The 17,154-nt window shown below is 66.2% G+C and carries 13 protein-coding genes; 7 read left to right on the top strand and 6 right to left on the bottom strand.

The features are described from left to right. Positions 1-93 precede the first annotated feature (93 nt). Both IBX18_RS03145 and IBX18_RS03140 read left to right on the top strand, forming a co-directional pair. Entirely contained in the window at positions 94-1,350 is a 1,257-nt protein-coding gene (locus tag IBX18_RS03145; RefSeq protein WP_194832228.1) for a pyridoxal phosphate-dependent aminotransferase, read from the top strand. Between the two features lie 460 nt (positions 1,351-1,810). Next, positions 1,811-3,085 carry a YibE/F family protein gene (locus IBX18_RS03140; protein WP_194832227.1) on the top strand — a complete coding sequence of 425 codons (1,275 nt, stop codon included), beginning with the start codon at positions 1,811-1,813 and terminating at the stop codon, positions 3,083-3,085. A 243-nt stretch (positions 3,086-3,328) separates the two neighbouring features. Here IBX18_RS03140 and IBX18_RS03135 read toward each other — a convergent pair whose 3' ends face one another. Both IBX18_RS03135 and IBX18_RS03130 read right to left on the bottom strand, forming a co-directional pair. After that, positions 3,329-4,633: an Hsp70 family protein gene (locus IBX18_RS03135; RefSeq protein ID WP_228540276.1), complete on the bottom strand. Its 1,305-nt coding sequence runs from the start codon at positions 4,631-4,633 to the stop codon at positions 3,329-3,331. Between the two features lie 138 nt (positions 4,634-4,771). Beyond that, on the bottom strand, positions 4,772-6,094 hold the full coding sequence (locus IBX18_RS03130; RefSeq protein ID WP_194832226.1) for a UDP-glucose/GDP-mannose dehydrogenase family protein: 1,323 nt from the start codon (positions 6,092-6,094) through the stop codon (positions 4,772-4,774). Positions 6,095-6,228: 134 nt separating this feature from the next. Here IBX18_RS03130 and IBX18_RS03125 point away from each other — a divergent pair, with 134 nt between their 5' ends. Beyond that, complete coding sequence (locus tag IBX18_RS03125; RefSeq protein ID WP_194832225.1) at positions 6,229-6,765, top strand: YdcF family protein; 537 nt, start codon at positions 6,229-6,231, stop codon at positions 6,763-6,765. 2 nt (positions 6,766-6,767) lie between these two features. Here the strand turns inward: IBX18_RS03125 and IBX18_RS03120 are convergent, their stop codons facing one another. Then, a complete protein-coding gene (locus IBX18_RS03120) occupies positions 6,768-7,709 on the bottom strand; it encodes a hypothetical protein (RefSeq protein ID WP_194832224.1) in 942 nt (313 codons plus the stop codon). A 300-nt stretch (positions 7,710-8,009) separates the two neighbouring features. Here IBX18_RS03120 and IBX18_RS03115 point away from each other — a divergent pair, with 300 nt between their 5' ends. The 4 genes from IBX18_RS03115 to IBX18_RS03100 all read left to right on the top strand — a co-directional run bounded on the left by IBX18_RS03115 (position 8,010) and on the right by IBX18_RS03100 (position 11,154). Next, a complete protein-coding gene (locus IBX18_RS03115) occupies positions 8,010-9,239 on the top strand; it encodes an acyl-CoA dehydrogenase family protein (protein WP_194832223.1) in 1,230 nt (409 codons plus the stop codon). Beyond that, positions 9,239-10,387, top strand: coding sequence for an acyl-CoA dehydrogenase family protein (locus IBX18_RS03110; RefSeq protein ID WP_194832222.1), 1,149 nt, complete (start codon positions 9,239-9,241; stop codon positions 10,385-10,387). Before IBX18_RS03115 ends, IBX18_RS03110 begins: the two co-directional genes overlap by 1 nt. 69 nt (positions 10,388-10,456) lie before the next feature. Beyond that, positions 10,457-10,924: a hypothetical protein gene (locus IBX18_RS03105; RefSeq protein ID WP_107653206.1), complete on the top strand. Its 468-nt coding sequence runs from the start codon at positions 10,457-10,459 to the stop codon at positions 10,922-10,924. Continuing rightward, entirely contained in the window at positions 10,921-11,154 is a 234-nt protein-coding gene (locus IBX18_RS03100) for a hypothetical protein (protein ID WP_228540275.1), read from the top strand. The genes IBX18_RS03105 and IBX18_RS03100 overlap by 4 nt, the downstream gene beginning before the upstream one ends. Before the next feature lie 183 nt (positions 11,155-11,337). Here IBX18_RS03100 and IBX18_RS03095 read toward each other — a convergent pair whose 3' ends face one another. From IBX18_RS03095 to IBX18_RS03085, 3 genes are all read right to left on the bottom strand, one after another. Beyond that, on the bottom strand, positions 11,338-12,093 hold the full coding sequence (locus IBX18_RS03095; RefSeq protein ID WP_107653205.1) for a lytic polysaccharide monooxygenase: 756 nt from the start codon (positions 12,091-12,093) through the stop codon (positions 11,338-11,340). Between the two features lie 256 nt (positions 12,094-12,349). Further along, the gene (locus IBX18_RS03090) at positions 12,350-13,258 is read right to left on the bottom strand and encodes a glycosyltransferase (RefSeq protein WP_306796103.1); all 909 of its coding nucleotides are present in this window, start codon (positions 13,256-13,258) and stop codon (positions 12,350-12,352) included. A 191-nt stretch (positions 13,259-13,449) separates the two neighbouring features. Next, complete coding sequence (locus tag IBX18_RS03085; RefSeq protein WP_194832221.1) at positions 13,450-16,704, bottom strand: (Fe-S)-binding protein; 3,255 nt, start codon at positions 16,702-16,704, stop codon at positions 13,450-13,452. Between the last annotated feature and the right edge of the window lie 450 nt (positions 16,705-17,154).

Raw genomic sequence — 17,154 nt, 5'->3', positions numbered from 1 at the left:
TGATCACATCGCCGAGCGCCGTCCATCACCACCTAGTGAAATATCGGCAATTGACGGCGAGCGGCGGTTTATCCATTTGCTGCGGATGGCACCATGGGACGGGTGAGCCCAAGTCATCTACCGCATCGCCCGCCGCGCGTGCTGGAGCAGTCCACGAAGCTACAGAACGTCGTCTACGAGATTCGTGGACCGGTACACACGCAGGCAGCACGGCTGGAGGCCGAGGGTCATCGCATCCTCAAGCTCAATATCGGCAACCCCGCGCCGTTCGGGTTCGAAGCCCCCGATGTGATCATGCGCGACATCATCGCGGCGCTGCCATATGCCCAGGGCTACTCCGAATCCAAGGGCATCCTGTCGGCCAGGCGCGCGATCGTCACCCGGTACGAGCTGGTGCCCGGATTCCCGGAGCTGGACGTGGACAGCGTCTATCTGGGCAACGGTGTCTCCGAGCTGATCACCATCACCATGCAGGCGCTGCTGGACAACGGTGACGAGGTGCTGATCCCGGCGCCGGACTATCCGCTGTGGACCGCGATGACCAGCCTGGCCGGTGGCACGCCGGTGCATTACCTGTGCGACGAGTCCAGCGGCTGGCAGCCCGACATCGCCGATATCGAATCGAAGATCACCGACAAGACCAAGGCTCTGCTGGTGATCAATCCGAATAATCCGACCGGCGCCGTATATTCTGCGGAAATTCTTCAGCAACTCGTCGATATCGCGCGTAAGCATCAGTTGCTGCTGCTCGCCGACGAGATCTACGACAAGATCCTCTACGACGACGCCAAGCATATTTCGCTGGCCTCGGTGGCGCCCGATCTGCTGTGCCTGACCTTCAACGGTCTCTCCAAGGCGTACCGGGTGGCGGGCTACCGCGCCGGGTGGCTGGCCATCACCGGCCCGAAGGATCACGCGTCGGGTCTGCTGGAGGGTATCGACCTGCTCGCCTCGTCCAGGCTGTGCCCGAATGTGCCTGCGCAGCATGCGATTCAGGTCGCGCTCGGCGGGCATCAGAGCATCGAGGATCTGATCCTGCCCGGCGGGCGACTGCTGGAGCAGCGCGACGTCGCGTGGGAGCGGCTGAACATGATTCCCGGTGTGTCGTGCGTGAAGCCGAAGGGCGCGCTGTACGCGTTCCCCCGGCTGGATCCGAATGTGCATGAGATCCATGACGATTCGAAGCTGATCCTGGATCTGCTGCTGCAGGAGAAGATCCTGATGGTGCAGGGGACCGGCTTCAACTGGCCCAACCATGATCACCTGCGGATCGTGACGCTGCCGTGGGCCAGGGATCTCGCGGTAGCCATCGAGCGCTTCGGCAACTTCTTGTCGAGCTATCGCCAATAGAGTTGCGACCCGGCCGGGCCACCGCGCCGCCCCGCTTCTAGCGGATAAACCGACCGAATGTATGGATATACGCGAAGTTTGGAGACTAGCTAGCGCATTAGAAGTACTTTTGTGTACAGTAGGACTTGGCACTTTCGAGTGCCCGGCCGGGTTGCCTACCCCCCTGGGTTAACCCGGTCTTGGGTTCGGCCGCCTACCCCCCTGGGCCGCCGGCCTGTGGGCGGCGGAGACATCCCCCTGCTCTCCGCCGCCCCCTCCGAACCCTTTCCCGGCCACCCGGCCACCCGGCCACCCGGCCACCCGGCCGACTCCCGCCCGCCTTTCCGTTCGCCGCGGCGCTTTTGAAAATGAAATCCTTTAAGCTCGGTCGCGGGCAGCCGACTCGGGGCGCACAGCCGTTCCTGCCCGCTGGGGAACGCCCCCAGTGCAACGACGGACAGGGTAGGAGCCCCGCGCGGTCATGAGCGACCATCATCATCACCACGACCACTCCGGTCCGATCGCGATCGGTGACACCGCCGCACGCGTTGTCGTCGGACTGCTCACCGTCATCGGTGCCCTCGTGCTGCTCGGCACGGTCATGCTGTGGCCGGACAAACAGCACATCGATATCCCGCTGCCCATGCAGAACGCGGGCGGCGGTGCGGTGCAGACCGAGGCGGGCACGGTGGTCATGCAGGACGTCGGTCCGTGCGGCAGCACGTCGATCGGCAAGGTGTTCGTGGAGAAGCCGGAGCCGCCGCGCAACAACGCCTACACCTGCCAGCGCAGCCTGATCACCATCGAGTCCGGGCCGCACCAGGGCAACAAGACGCTGTTCGAAATCCCGCCCGGCCCAGGACAACCCGACCTGCGCGCCGGGGACGAGATCCGGCTGGTGCGCCAGACCGATCCCAGCGGCACCCCGATGTATTCGTTCGAGGACTACGCACGCGGTTTTCCGTTGACGCTGATCTTCGTGGTCTTCGTCGTGGTGATCGTGGTGGTGGCGCGCTGGCGCGGCCTGCGCGCGCTGCTCGGGCTGGTGTTCGCCTTCGCCGTGCTGGTGATGTTCATGTTGCCCGCGCTGCTGGACGGCAAGCCCGCGATTCCGGTCGCGCTGGTGGCGGGCTCCTTGATCCTCTATGCCGTGCTGTATCTCGCGCACGGGGTTAATCTGCGCACCAGTTCGGCGCTGCTCGGCACGCTGACCTCGATGGTCGTCGCGGCGGTGCTGTCCTGGGTCGCCATCGAGATCACGCATCTGACGGGCCTGTCCGAAGAGCAGAACACCAACGTCGCCACCTACCTGGAGCACGTGAGCATCACCGGGCTGCTGCTGGCCGGGTTCATCATCGGCTCGCTCGGCGTACTCAACGACGTCACCATCACGCAGGCCTCGGCCGCGTTCGAGCTGGCGGCGATCGACGAGTCCGCCAGTCGGCGTGAGGTTTTCACGGCGGCCATGCGGGTCGGGCGGGACCATATCGCCAGCACCGTGTACACCCTGGTGCTCGCTTATGCCGGTGGCGCGCTGCCGCTGCTGCTGTTGTTCAGCGTCGCGGGTCGCTCCATTCGCGACGTGCTGACCGGTGACGCGGTCGCCATCGAGATCGCCCGCTCGTCCGTCGGCGGTATCGCGCTGGCCCTGTCCGTCCCGCTGACCACCGGCATCGCCGTCATGCTCGCTCGCCCATTCGGTCAGCGGGGGAAGCCGGCGGCGCCGCCGCGTCGAGCCCGGCACGCACGCAACTGATTCCGCGCGCGCCAGCCGGTGTCGCACGTCCCGAACGAGCCGTACGCCCACTGCCGATTCCGCACGTTCGCAGGGTCCCGCACGTTCAGAGGGCCCCGCACGTTCGCAGGGTGCCGCACACGGTTTGACGTCCCGCGCACTTTCTGATGTTCCGCAGAGCCAATCGCATGCGATTTCCGGTGCAGCACATCAAAAAGTGTGCGGCGATGACGGCAGCCGCGGAGTCGAACCGTCCCGGCTGGTCTAGCGCGGAGGCGGCGGCGGGAAGGGGAAGACCTCGGGCGGGATCGTGGGGACCACGATCGGCGGAAGGCCGGGCACCACAATGGTGTTCGGCCCGGGCGCGGGCGGCGGCGGGGCTTCCGAGGTCGGGCGGCGCGGCGGTGGCGCGGCGATCGACTCCGCGGCGGTCTCCGTCGGCGTGGCGGGTGCGACCGCGATCTGCGGGTCGTGCGTGGTGGTGCGCGGCGCGCTGGTCGTCGGCGTCGACGGCGAGCCTTCGCTGTGTGAATCGCGTTGCAGCACTTGCGGACCGTAGCCGAGCCCGAGCCCGATCGCGGCGACCACCGCGAGCGCGCTGACGGTGAGCACGGCGCCGCTGATCTCGCGCTTGCGGCGTTTGGGCGGGGCCGATAACCAGGCGGGGGACAGCTCGGCGTCCATCGCCGCGGCACTGACCACCGGCTCCGGCACGACCGGCCGGGCCAGCAGGGCCGCGCCGCGGGCGATCACCGTCTCCGGGCTCTCCGGCACGATCACCGGAACGCCCATCCATCGTTCGAGGACCCTGGCTACCAGCGGAATCCGCGCGCAGCCGCCGATCGCGAGCACGCCGTGTACCGGCCGATCGGAGCGGGTGATCACGTCGCGGGCCATCCGGGCCGACGACTCGATCGCCAGCATGATCAGCGATTCGAAGTTCTCCTGCGCCAGCAGCACCAGGCCCTGTTCGCTGGGCAGCGCGACGGCCGTGTTGGAGGACAGTTGCTCCTTGGCTTCGCGACACAGCCCGTCGAGGACGGCCAGGCCCGCCGCGTCCGGCGGGTGCGCGATCCGGCCGGAGGCGATCTGCTGTTCGCGGATCAGCGAGTCGAGGTAGTCGCCGCTGATATCGCTGGTGCGTTCGCTGTAGCGGACCTCACGCGACTGGGTGTCGACCACGCTCACGGTGAGTCCGGAGCTGCCCAGGTCGTAGACGACCAGGGAGGAGATGCCCCGAATATCGCCGGTGGACTGGGCGAATTCGAGCGCGGCGACGACCTCGGGGACGAGTTCGTAGTTGGTCAGCTGCTGGCGTGCCATGGCGGCGCGGAGCGCGCGGGCGTGCTGCTCGCTGCGGTAGGCGATGGCGGTGGCGATGATGTCCGGGGTGGTCTCCAGCGTGACGCCGACGGCCTCGGCGGCCAGCTCCTCCACGGTCTGGTCGGCAACCGGAATGGTCTGCAGATCGAACGAGTGCGCCTCGACGTGGCCGTGGGGGTTCCCGGTGTGTGGCCGCGCCATACGGACAGCGCCGGCCCCCACCGAAACTCCCAGTACCGAACTCATCAGCTGCCCATCTCGTTCACACTTCACGACATGCGAGCCCGCGCGAAGGCCCGCTCCCCGGACCATACCGTCGAAGAGCGACCGTGCCTACGGCAGGACTAATCGTCCGGCAGTAGTCCCCGCCTTCGCGACGCAACTCTACGGCGTACCGAGTCCCGCGTACACCCATCCGGCCGCCCGCCAGTTGGCACGATTGAGACAATTCCTCCCGTCGATGATGGATTTTGTCCGAACTACCCTATTCAAATCCTCCGGGCGCAGCGCCGTGAACTCGTCCCATTCGGTGAGCACCAACACAACGTCGGCTCGCTCACAGGCCTCCGCCACCGAGGTCGCGTAGTTCAGGGTCGGGAACACCCGGCGCGAATTCTCCAGCGCCTTAGGGTCATACACCGTCACCACCGCGCCGTGCAGCTGGATCATGCCCGCCACATTCAGCGCGGGCGAATCGCGAACATCGTCGGATTCCGGTTTGAACGCCGCGCCGAGCACCGCGACATTCGCGCCGAGCAGCGAACCGCCGCAGGCGCGGGCGGCCATGTCCACCACCTTGGTGCGGCGGCGCATGTTGATGTTGTCGACCTCGCGCAGGAATGCCACCGCGTGGTCGGCGCCGAGTTCACCGGAGCGGGCCATGAAGGCGCGAATATCCTTCGGCAGACAACCGCCGCCGAAACCCAGTCCGGCATTGAGGAATCGGCGTCCGATGCGGGCGTCGTAACCGAGCGCGTCGGCCAGCATCGTCACGTCGGCGCCGGTCGCCTCGCACACTTCCGATACCGCGTTGATGAACGAAATCTTGGTTGCCAGAAAGGCATTCGCCGAGACTTTCACCAATTCGGCAGTGGCCAAATCGGTCAGCAGGAACGGCACCTCGTCGGCGATCAGGTCCGCGTAGATCTCGCGCACCATGTCCTCGACCCAGCCAGCGCCCGGCCGCGCCCGATCCACCCCCAGCACAAGACGATCCGGGCGCAGCGTGTCCTTCACCGCGAAGCCCTCGCGCAGGAACTCCGGGTTCCAGGCCACCTCGACATCGGTCGAGGTCAACCGGCGCGCCCTGGTGCCGAGCGCCGCGGCCGTGCCCACCGGCACGGTCGACTTGCCGATGATCACCGACGGACGCTCCAGCAGCGGCGCGAGGGTATCGACCACGGCGTGCACATATTTCAAGTCGGCGGCGTACTCCCCCTTCTTCTGCGGCGTCCCCACCCCGAGGAAATGCACGTCGGCGTGCGCCGCCGCCTCGGCATAGGAGGTGGTGAAGCGCAGCCTGCCGGTGTCGAGGTTGCGCCGCAGCACGTCCTCGAGACCCGGTTCGTAGAACGGCACCACGCCATCGGACAGCTTCGCGACCTTGCCCGGGTCGACATCCACCCCGATGACGTCATGCCCGAGCTCGGCCATGCACGCTGCGTGCGTGGCCCCGAGGTACCCGGTTCCGAAGACTGTGCATCGCATGATCGATTGATAAGCCCCGCCGGTGGCCGCACCACGTCACCGAGGCAAGGGTCACGGCAACGGTAGGTGTACATGTGGCGACAGATCCCGTACCGGCGGCCCTGACCTGCGAATATGTCGCTAGCATTGATCGGATGCGACGTCGCCGATGGGTCAGGGCCTGCCTGGTCCTCGTCGTCGTGCTCGCCGTAGCCGGGGTTGCCCTCTGGCCCGTCTACGTCCGTCCCCGCACCGATCCCCCCGCCCCGGCCGACGCCGTTCTCGTCCTCGGTGGAGCGCACGACGGACGTGAACAACTGGGCCTTCGACTTGCCGCCGAGGGGTTCGCCCCGCGCATCCTGATCTCCGACCCGTACGAGAACAGCGTCATGATCAACCGAATCTGCCGAGGTAGCTACACCTTCGAGGTGATCTGTTTCGACCCCTCGCCCAGGACCACCCGGGGCGAAGGCCGCGAACTCGCTCGCCTGGCCCGGGCAGGCGGTTGGCAGCGCGTCATCGTCGTCACCTTCACCCCGCACATTTCCCGCGCCCGCTACATCCTCGGAAAGTGCTGGGCCGGTGAACTTCTCTTCGTCGACCCCGAACCCCGGCTGTCAGTGCCGCGCTGGGCCTACGACTACCTCTATCAGTCCGTCGGCTACGTCAAGGCCGCGGTCGAGGATTGCTAGTCTCAGATGAGTGGGGTGCCGTTCTGCTCGAGGATGCTGATTCCGTCGCGCTCGACCAGCAGTAGCGTCGGTACGAGGTCCTCTTCGTTGTGGTCGTCGGCGAACACCATGCGCTTCAGGTCACCGACCCACCCCGAATCCGCCCGCACCACATGCAATTTGTCATGGCAGGAGATGCCCGCGACGAAACGCTCGCCGCCGAGGTGCTCGACCAGCAGATCGTGGAAGTTCGGCATCGCGATCGCGGCGGCCGGCATGAAAGTGGTCGTCGTCCCCTCGAAGAAGAGGAGTCGGTCGGCGCCGCTTGCGGATTCACCGACGCCGATGCGCATGCCGTCGGAGAGATTCGAAAAGGCTTCGGCCAGGGCCGCATCGAAGTCGACCTCGCCGCTGTCGACCTGGTTCCGCAACACCCAGCTCATGCTCAACGTCCCGCGCGGTGTCGGTGCGACCCGGGCGGCCAGGAGATAGAGCTGGTTGGGAATCAGTGCGCGTGAAGCCGACATCGGCGGCGGCAGCTGCACCATCCGCAGCATCGGAATCAATACCCGCTCGGGCGCGTCCTGGTCGCCGTCCGCATCGAAGGCCGGGAGCAGGTCCTGGGCGGCCGCCCGGCGCAGCGCCGTCTCGCGAACGATCGCGGCATGCGCGAGCGCCGCGGGCCACCCATCCGGCTCCGGGCGCTCGAAGGTGAAGGTGACGTTGCCCAGGTTCGGGAAGTTTCTCGTCATGAACTCGTGATCGGCGGCCGACGGCGCCCATTCCGCGTGAATCGCCACCACGCTCTCGGCAGGCACCCGCCGCCGCCGGAACACCTGCCCCCAAGCCTGCATGATGCCGTCGTCGCTCTCGGCCGGCACATCGGTCAGCGCTGGCTCATCGATCCCGCTGATCACGAACCCCACCACATTCATGCCGACCCCGTCGACCACGCCGTTACCCATGATTCCCTCTCGATCCAGAACCGACCCAATTTAGGCCCTCCGAACCTCTTTCACCACAACAAAATTCGCCATTTTCGCTGCGCTGTGTGCCATCGAATCGGGGCAGTGCCGAAAGAGGGGCGTCGCCCTTGCGTGCAAACGCCTCGATCGGGGACTCGGCGCGGGGGGTTTCATACGGTGCGCAACTAAGTGCTGGCAGGTGACTTCAGTTTGCTACAGTGGCGGGAAATACACAGGTTTTTGTCGCGTCTGGGCCCCTGGTCGGCGTCGACGTACTGCGCACACCCTCCGGGAGGGCAGATGGATTACGACTGGTCAGCGGCGGATTTGGCATTTCGGGACGAGGTGCGCGAGTTTCTGGCGGCGAAGCTGACGCCGGAGTTGCGGCGGGCGGGGCGGCTGGCCACCAGCGTGTATCCGGACCACGCGGCGAGCATGGCGTGGCAGCAAATTCTGCATGAGCGAGGGTGGGCGGCGCCCGCGTGGCCGGTGCAGTACGGCGGGTGCGATTGGAGTTTGACGCAGCACTACATCTTCACGCGGGAGTCGACGCTGGCGGGGGCGCCCGCGTTGTCGCCGATGGGGATCAAGATGGTGGCGCACGCGATCATCGCGTATGGGACGCCGGAGCAGAAGGCGTTCTATCTGCCGCGGATCCTGACCGGCGAAGTCTTTTTCTGCCAGGGGTATTCGGAGCCGGAGGCCGGGTCCGATCTGGCATCGCTGACGATGGCGGCCGTCGAGGACGGCGACGACCTCGTGTGCACGGGTAGCAAGATCTGGACCACCCATGCGACCGAGGCGAATTGGATCTTCTGCCTGGTGCGGACCTCGCGCACGGGCAAGAAGCAGCAGGGTATCACCTTCCTGCTGATCGATATGCGCACGCCCGGCATCGAGATCCGGCCGCTGGTGATGACCTCCGGCGAGCAGGTGCAGAACCAGGTCTTCTTCGACAATGTCCGGGTGCCGAAGAGCAACGTGCTCGGCAAGATCGACGAAGGCTGGACGGTCGCGAAATACCTGCTCGTGCACGAGCGTGGTGGGGCGATGGCGCCGTACTTGCAGGCGATGGCGCAGGAGATCGCCGTCGAGGCGGCGGAACAGACCGGGCCGGACGGTAATTCGCTGATCGATGATCCGGCGTTCGCGGCGAAACTCGCCGAGGCGCGGATTCGCACCGAGGTGCTCGAAATCCTGGAGTACCGCACGATTTCGGCGATGTCGCGCGGCGAGAATCCGGGACCGGCCTCCTCGATGCTGAAGATTCTGGCCACCGAGCTGAGTCAGAAATTGACCGAGCTGGCCTTGACCGCCGCCGGTCCGCGCGGGCGGGTCTACCAGCCGCACGCCACCGCACCGGGTGGGCCGATCGCGGAATTCACCCCGCCCGCCGACGACTACCGCAGTGGCGAGGAATGGCAGGCCGTCGCGCCGCTGCGCTACTTCAACGACCGGGCAGGCTCGATCTACGCGGGCAGCAACGAAATTCAGCGAAACATCCTCGCCAAAGCAGCATTGGGGCTCTGATGGACTTCACCCTTACCCACGAGCAGGAACTGCTCCGCACCGCGATCGCCGGATTCCTCGGCGCCCGCTACGACCTGGCGAAGAGCCGCCATGCGGCCAAGGTGGGCGCGGGCTGGCAGCCCGCCGTGTGGCGCGGATTCGCCGACGAGCTCGGCATTTTGGGCGCGACCCTGCCCGAACGGGTCGACGGGATGGGCGGCGGCCCGGTCGAATTGATGGTGATCGCCGAGGAACTCGGCCGGGCACTGGTCGTCGAGCCGTTCGTGGACACGGTGGTAGTCGGGGCCGGGCTGTTGAACCGGTCCGGTGGTGAGCAGGCCGACGCGCTGTTGCGGCAGATCGTCTCCGGCGACGTGCGCACCGCTTTCGCTGCCCAGGAACCGACTTCGGGCTACACCCTGCACGACGTGTCGACTACCGCACGGCGCGAAGGTGATTCGTGGGTGCTCGACGGCACCAAGACGGTGGTGACCAGCGCGCCGTTGGCGACCCACCTGCTGATCACCGCGCGCACCGCCGGCAATCGCCGCGACCAGCACGGTATCTCGTTGTTCCACAACGCATTCGACGTGGACAACCCGCCGGCCGGTATCGAGATGCACTCGTACCGGACCATCGATGACCGCGTCGCCGCCGACCTGGTCTTCACCGACTTCCGCCTGCCCGCCGACGCATTGCTCGGCGTCGAGGGGACAGCCTGGGTCGCCATCGAACCGACTGTGGACGAGGCCATCGCCGCCACCGCCGCCGAGGCTGTCGGCTGCCTGCGCAAAGTACTCGCCGACACCCTCGAATACGTGAAGCAGCGCAAGCAATTCGGCCAGCCCATCGGCAGCTTCCAAGTGCTGCAACACCGCATGGTCGACATGTACATGGAACTCGAACAAGCCATCGCCGCCGTCTACCTGGCGATCCACTCCCTCGACGCCGACACCCCCACCCGGGCCCGCGCCGTCTCCGCCGCAAAGGTCACCATCGCCCGCGCCGCCCGCTTCATCGGCCAGAACGCCGTCCAGTTACACGGCGCCATGGGCATGACCGAAGAACTCGCCATCGGCCACTACTTCAAACGCCTCACCGCCATCGAACACGAATTCGGCCCCAGCGACCACCACCTGGCCAGATACGCAGCCCTGCCCCGGCCGTAGTTCGATGCGCTGACCTGCGGTAAGGATTTCGGTGCTCGACTTCAGAACTAGTTCTGACATACTGGAGAGATGAGTGCGACAGCTACCTGGTCGGAGTTCCTTCGCGACCCGAACCGGGTCATCGAAGCGATGGAGGAGAACGGGGATGTAATCCTCGTTCGTCGCTCCGCGCCGCCTGTTCGGCTGTCGGATGCGGCGGAGTCGGCGGCGACGGAGCAGACGCTCGGTGCCCTGACCCAACTGCTGGCGATCGCACTCGATGACGAAATCCTCGAACGCTTGGTCGGGCGGTTGACGATCACCTTCCCCTGGATCGAGCTACTGCCCGAGTCCGAACGCCCCGAGTTCGTAGCCGACTTCCTCAATCACGCGCGGGGTGGGCTCGCCGTCGGGCAGCTCGCCGGGCTGACCGCCACCTTGGCAGCGTGGCGGGATACCGCTGCGGCACACGCCGATCCGAGGGTCCGGGTGGACGGCACGGACCTCAGCTATCTCGATACGCCGGTGGTGGTGCGTGACCCGAGGGGTGATGAGTGAGCAAGCGGCAAGAGGTGCCGCGACCGCTCAAACGAACCGAGTATCAGATCGCCTTCATCACCAGCGAGGCTCAGAAAGGCTGGATCGACTGTCTCGCCGCGGCGCGTAACGCGATGGTCGATGCCTGGGACACGCTCACGCGTGCTCCGGACGTGCAGTCGCCGAGGCTCTATCCGCTCAAGGGCCAATTGCGTTATGGCAGCTACCAAGGACAGGCCTATGAGCGATAGAACACGCGCCCAAGGGCAGTAAATATGCCGGCCGGGTACTGCTGGAGCGATGCCTGGCAGGGCATCCCAAGGAAACCGAGTAGCCGCCGACACCTTTCCGGTGCGCGCAGGCGGCTAGGTCAACGGTAACTACACGCAGCTGTCCCGGGCCTCGGCGTCGAGGTCCGGGACAGCTGCGTCAGCTCAGAGCTTTTGCCATAGGGCGGGGGTGTTCGGGGGTTCCCAGCCGGGGCTCGCGGTGTGTGCTTGGCGGCACAGGTAGCGGGCGCCGTCGTAGGCGACTTCGTTGCCGGCTGCGTAGCTGGTGCCCACGGCCCACTGGCGGCCGGTGGGCGGGGTGGTGGTCGGCGGCACCGTTGTGGTCGGCGGTGTCGTCGTGGTGGTGGTCGGCGGCACCGTGGTGGTGGTCGGGTTCGAGCCACCGCCGATGTTCAGATCGACGCAGGCGTAGAAGGCGTTGGAGGTATCGGCGATGTTCCAGATGGCCAGCATCTTCTGGCGTCCGGAGATGCCGCCGAAATTCACGTTGTGCGTGACGGTTTGGCCCGGCTGCTGGTTGTTGCCGGGGAAGACCCCGACCCGGGTGCCGCCGATGTAGTACTCCCAGTTGGAGGTGCTGTGCCGTGCGGTGTTCGTCCAGGTGAACGACGCCGACGAACCGACCGAATGCACCTTCCACGGCTTGCTGTCGTCGTTGAGTTCGGCGAACTGGGCATTGTTGCCGTGGCAGTTGCGCAGGCCTTTCGGTCCTTCGACGCTCTGCGGTTCGTACTTGATCGGACCGCAGGACACGCTGCCCGCCGCGCACTGGGCCTGCCTGCTGGCCGGCGATGAAATGTAGCCGTGCGCGCTGGCTGTTCCGGCCGGGAACAGAACCGCCAACAGGGGTGCGATTGCTACCGCGGCCCCGAACATGGTGAGTCTTCTTTGATTCTTCATGGCGCTCCTCATAGCCTGAGCAGTAGGGGCCGGCGTACTGTTCAGTGATCAAATGTGACGTAAACGGGGACATTTCGAGCTCTAATGTGCAAGAAACGATAAGTCGCCCGTGGACACGGAGCAAGGAACAAGGCGCGCTGTAGCAGCGAGTATGTTGACGTATCGCGGGTCCGAGCGCCGGGATCGATAGCGCCATAAGGGAACTGGTGAACCTGCACAATTCGGCCAGGTTGTCCCCAGTACTTCCCCAGTCGCGCTACACGTAGAAAGTGCGATGCCGCACGCTGGCGCGGATCCGCCCCACCAGCACACCGGCGTGCAATACCCACAGCCCGGTGGGAATCCGCGTGCGCGTCAACGGAATCAGCGGATTGTGCCGCAGCACGATCAGCAGCGCCAACCAGGTCATCGAGAGTGGCAATCGCCGGCAGCCGAGCGGGCGATGTTTGACGTAGACCTCGGTCGAGGTGCGCCCATAGCCGACCGCCTGGCGCCAGGTGGCGCGCAGCGTCGTGCGCAGCCGGTAGGCGACCATCGCCTCGGGCGCGTGCCCGAGGGTGAGTCCGGCCTGCTGGATGCGCCAGGAGATATCGACGTCGTCGCCACCGCCGAGCATGGTCTCGTCGTAGCCGCCGAGCTTGTCGAAAGTCTTGCGCCACATGCCGATATTGTTTCCATGGGCGAACGGCAGATACTGCGTGGTGAACCGCTGCTCCGGTTCGGGCGTCGGCCGCCAGGCCGCCACCTCGGAGCTGTTGAGCGTCTCGGTTTCGATCGGGCCGCCGACCGCGTCGTGGTCCGCGGCCGCGCGGACCAGCGCACTGAGCCATCCGGCGTGCACGCGATCGTCTTGATCGGTGTAGGCGATGAAATCACCCGCCGCCGCGGCGGTCCCCGCGTTGCGGGCGTACGGACCGCCCGGTCGCGCGGAACTGTCTATGTGGCGCAAGCGAAGCCGGTCGGTCAGCGGATGCCGGTCGAGGTATGCGCGCAGGCCGTCGGTCGAGCCGTTGTCACTGATGATCACCTCGAACGGCCCCGAATAGTTTTGCTCGGCAAGCCCTTCGAGCTGCTCGCCCAGATCGGGTAGCCCGTTGAACACCGGGATCACCACCGACACCAGCATCGGTCTGTCGGATTCGGCACCGTTCTCAGACGTCGACACACGCCCCCCTTATTTATCGGTCCGTGGGAGAACTCCCGATCCCCCAAGATCACCCTTCGAGAGGAGCGTAATAGTAGGACGTATTTTTGCAAAGTGGTCGCTTGGTCAAGTTACGACGGCGGCGGACACAGATCGACCCGGGCTCGACGTGCGAACCCGGGTCGATCGGAACGACTATTCAGTTAGGGCGGTCAGTTCTTCCGGCCGGGAGCCTTCGCGCCGGACTTGAAACCGAGGCCGCCCGGCTTGGCCGCCGGGGGAGCGACCGCAGGGGAACCGTTGCCGTTGGCGGGCTGCTCCGTCTCCGAAGTCGTCTCCGAAGTCGATTCCGCCGCAGTGGATTCCGCGGCGGGCTCGGTGGCGGGTGCCGGGGCCGATTCCGCCGGAGCCGCAGGTGCGGCCGCCGGAGCACCCGGTGCCTTGGCCCCGGGACGCTTGAAGCCGGACTTCATGGCCAGACCCTTGGCGGGCACCGTCGGCTTGGTTTCGGTGGGCTGCGAAACCGGTTCGGCAGCAGCACTTTCCGAAGCAGCGCCGGCCGACGCGGATTCCGCCGAAGCAGGCGCTGCCGGAGCGGCCGGAGCGGCCGGAGCCTTCGCTCCGGGCGCCTTCGCACCCGGCGCTTTGGCCCCCGGCGCTTTCGCGGCACCCTTCATCCCCAGACCCTTGACGGGCTTGGGAGCGGGCGCCTCAGCCGCAGATTCCGAAGACTCTGCCGCAGGCGCGGATTCGGCGGCCGGAGCCGATGCGGCCTTGGCCCCGGGCGCCTTGGCAGCACCCTTCATACCGAGCCCGCCCGGCTTCTTCCCCGGCCCCTTCATGGCCAGGCCCTTGACGGGTGCGGCCGGTGCCTCCGGCGTCGAGTCCGCTTCGGCAGCCGGGGATTCCGCCTTGGCTCCGGGCGCCTTGGCAGCGCCCTTCATGCCGAGTCCGCCCGGCTTCTTCCCTGGACCCTTCATGGCCAGGCCCTTGACCGGCGCCTCCGGCGTCGACTCCGCTTCGGCAGCCGGGGATTCCGCCTTGGCTCCAGGCGCCTTGGCGGCACCCTTCATACCGAGCCCACCGCCGGGTGCCTTCGCCGGACCCTTCATCGCAAGTCCACCACCGGCCGGTGCCGCCTTCGCGGCCGCCGGTGTCTCGACCGCGGGCTCCGGCTCGGGCTCGGCGACCTCTTCGACCACAGGAGCTTTCGGCTGCTGCACGACGGTGAGGTTCTCGGTGAGCTTCGCCGCGTCGACCCGGTCGATGGCGTCCAGCATCAGCTGCGCGACATCGACGACCTCGACTCCTTCACCCGCGCCTTTCTCCTGCGCGGCGGTGACGCCGTCGTTGAGCATGACGCGGCAGAACGGGCAGCCGGTCGCGATCTTGCCGGGCGTGCTGCCCGGGTTCGCAGCAAGGGTGTTCAAGCCCTCGTCGACCCGGTCGACGTTGATCCGCTTACCGAGCTGCTCCTCCATCCACATGCGCGCACCACCGGCGCCACAGCACATGGAACGTTCGCCGTGGCGCGGCATTTCGATCAGCGTGGAGCCCGAGGCCTCCATCAGTTCGCGAGGGGCGTTGTAGACCTTGTTGTGCCTGCCCAGGTAGCAGGGGTCGTGATAGGTGACGTTCTGCGACACCGAGGCGACCGGGATCAGCTGCTTCTGGCGCACCAGGCGGTTCAGCAGCTGCGTGTGGTGCACCACCTCGTAGGTGCCACCCACCTGCGGGTACTCGTTGTTGAGCGCGTTGAAGCAGTGCGCACAGGTGACGACGATCTTCTTTTTCTTGTCCTCGACCCCCTCGAACACCGAGTTGAGCGTCTCGATGTTCTGCGCGGCGAGCTGCTGGAACAGGAACTCGTTGCCCGCGCGCCGGGCCGAGTCGCCGGTGCAGGTCTCCTCGGCGCCGAGCACCATGAACTTCACGCCCGCGGTGGCGAGCAGCTCGGCGACCGCCTTGGTGGTCTTCTTCGCGCGGTCCTCGTAGGCACCGGCGCAACCCACCCAGAACAGGTAGTCGTAGCCGTCGAAGCTATCGGCGTCCTGCCCGAAAACCGGGATCTGGAAGTCGACCTCGTTGATCCAGTTGAGCCGATCCTTGGAGTTCTGGCCCCACGGGTTGCCCTTGTTCTCCAGGTTCTTGAACAGACCGGCGAGCTCGGACGGGAACTCCGACTCGATGAGCACCTGGTAGCGGCGCATGTCGATGATGTGGTCGACGTGCTCGATGTCGACCGGGCACTGCTCGACGCAGGCGCCACAGGTGGTGCACGACCACAGCACTTCGGGGTCGATGATGCCGTTGGCCTCGAGGTCGCCGACCAGCGGACGCTCGGCCTCGGCCTTCGCGGCGTCGGAGATCTTCGCCAGCGCAGCCTCGTTCGGCTTGCCCTCGGCGTCGACCAGGCCGACCTCGTCGCCGCCCATGTCCTTGCGGCCGCCGGCCAGCAGGTAGGGCGCCTTCGCGTTGCCGTGGTCGCGCAGCGACATGATCAGCAGCTTGGGCGAGAGCGGCTTGCCGGTGTTCCAGGCGGGGCACTGCGACTGGCACCGACCGCATTCGGTGCAGGTGGTGAAGTCGAGCCAGCCCTTCCAGGAGAAGTCCTCGATCCGGCCGGCGCCGAAGGTGTCGTTGTCCGGGTCGGCGGTCTCCATGTCGACCGGCTGACCCTTGGACATCATCGGCTTGGCCGCGCCGAGCGCGACGCCGCCGTCGTCTTCACGCTTGAAGTAGATGTTGAAGAAGGCCGAGAACCGGTGCCACGCCACACCCCAGGTGATGTTGCGGCCGACGAGGTAGAGGAAGGCCATGCCGGACATCAGCTTCACGAAGGCGAACAGCGCCACCATGGTGGTGTTCGCGGGCAGCAGCTTGGCCACCTGCATGGTGAAGAAGTCGGTCGCGGGGTTCGCGTGACCGTAGGCGGCGATCTTGCCCGCCTTCACGAAGATCATGCCGAGGCCCTCGATCAGCACGATCAGCTCGATCACGTATGCGGGACCGAACTTCGAGCCGCTGAAGCGGGACAGCCGCTCGGGCAGTCGCGGGTGGTTCAGCTGGCGGATGACGATCAGCGTGCCGATGCCGAGCACCGTGCCGATGCCGAGGATCTCGTCCCACAGGTGGTAGATCGCCCAGTTGCCGATGATCGGCCAGTGGAAGGCGGGGTCGAAGGTCTGACCGTAGGCCTCGAACCACAGGATGGCGCCACCCATGAAGCCGATCATCACCAGCCAGTGCGCCCAGCCGACGGTGCGGAACTTGGCCATCCTGGTGTGCGCGAGGAACTCGATGACCATTTGCTTGAAGCGCGGGAAGAACGGTCGCCAGCGATCCGGTGCGGGCTGTCCGATCATGATGGCGCGGACGATGTCCCGGACGCCGCCGATGAACGACGCCCAACACAAGAGGCTGAGCGTCGCCCCAATCGTGCCCAGCGTCACTGTCAGGGCATTCATGTCGCGACCTTTCTCTAGAGGCAACACGAGCGAGGGCGGTTCGGCACCGCCCGATTGGCTCGTATCCTAACCGGCAGTAAGTTACCCACCGGTAACATATGCTACTTGTCGTACGATTTGCACCTGAGCTATGCCCCCTCTTGCTGGGGCTTGACTCAAAATTTACCTGTGATGAACGTCACACAAGGTTTGCCGATCCAAGGGCGAGTTCAGGTGATCACCACCGTAAACGTCGAGGCCCCCGGCCTTCTCGGTAAGGACAGGCTTAGTCCTCAAGGCGCGTAATGCATCTCGCTTCTGGGTCGTGCTTGGTTTACGCTCACGACGTTCTGTCTGCTGTGCCTGTCTTCACACTGCTCGGGGAGGATCCGGGGCGACCGCCCGGATTTGATGAAGAGCGCTCTCGCGTGATGGGGATCGGCTGGTAGGCGACCTGATGATGGATTGGAA

This window comes from Nocardia sp. XZ_19_369, assembly GCF_015355715.1.
GTDB lineage: Bacteria > Actinomycetota > Actinomycetes > Mycobacteriales > Mycobacteriaceae > Nocardia.
This window is presented reverse-complemented; position numbering and strand designations above follow the sequence as displayed.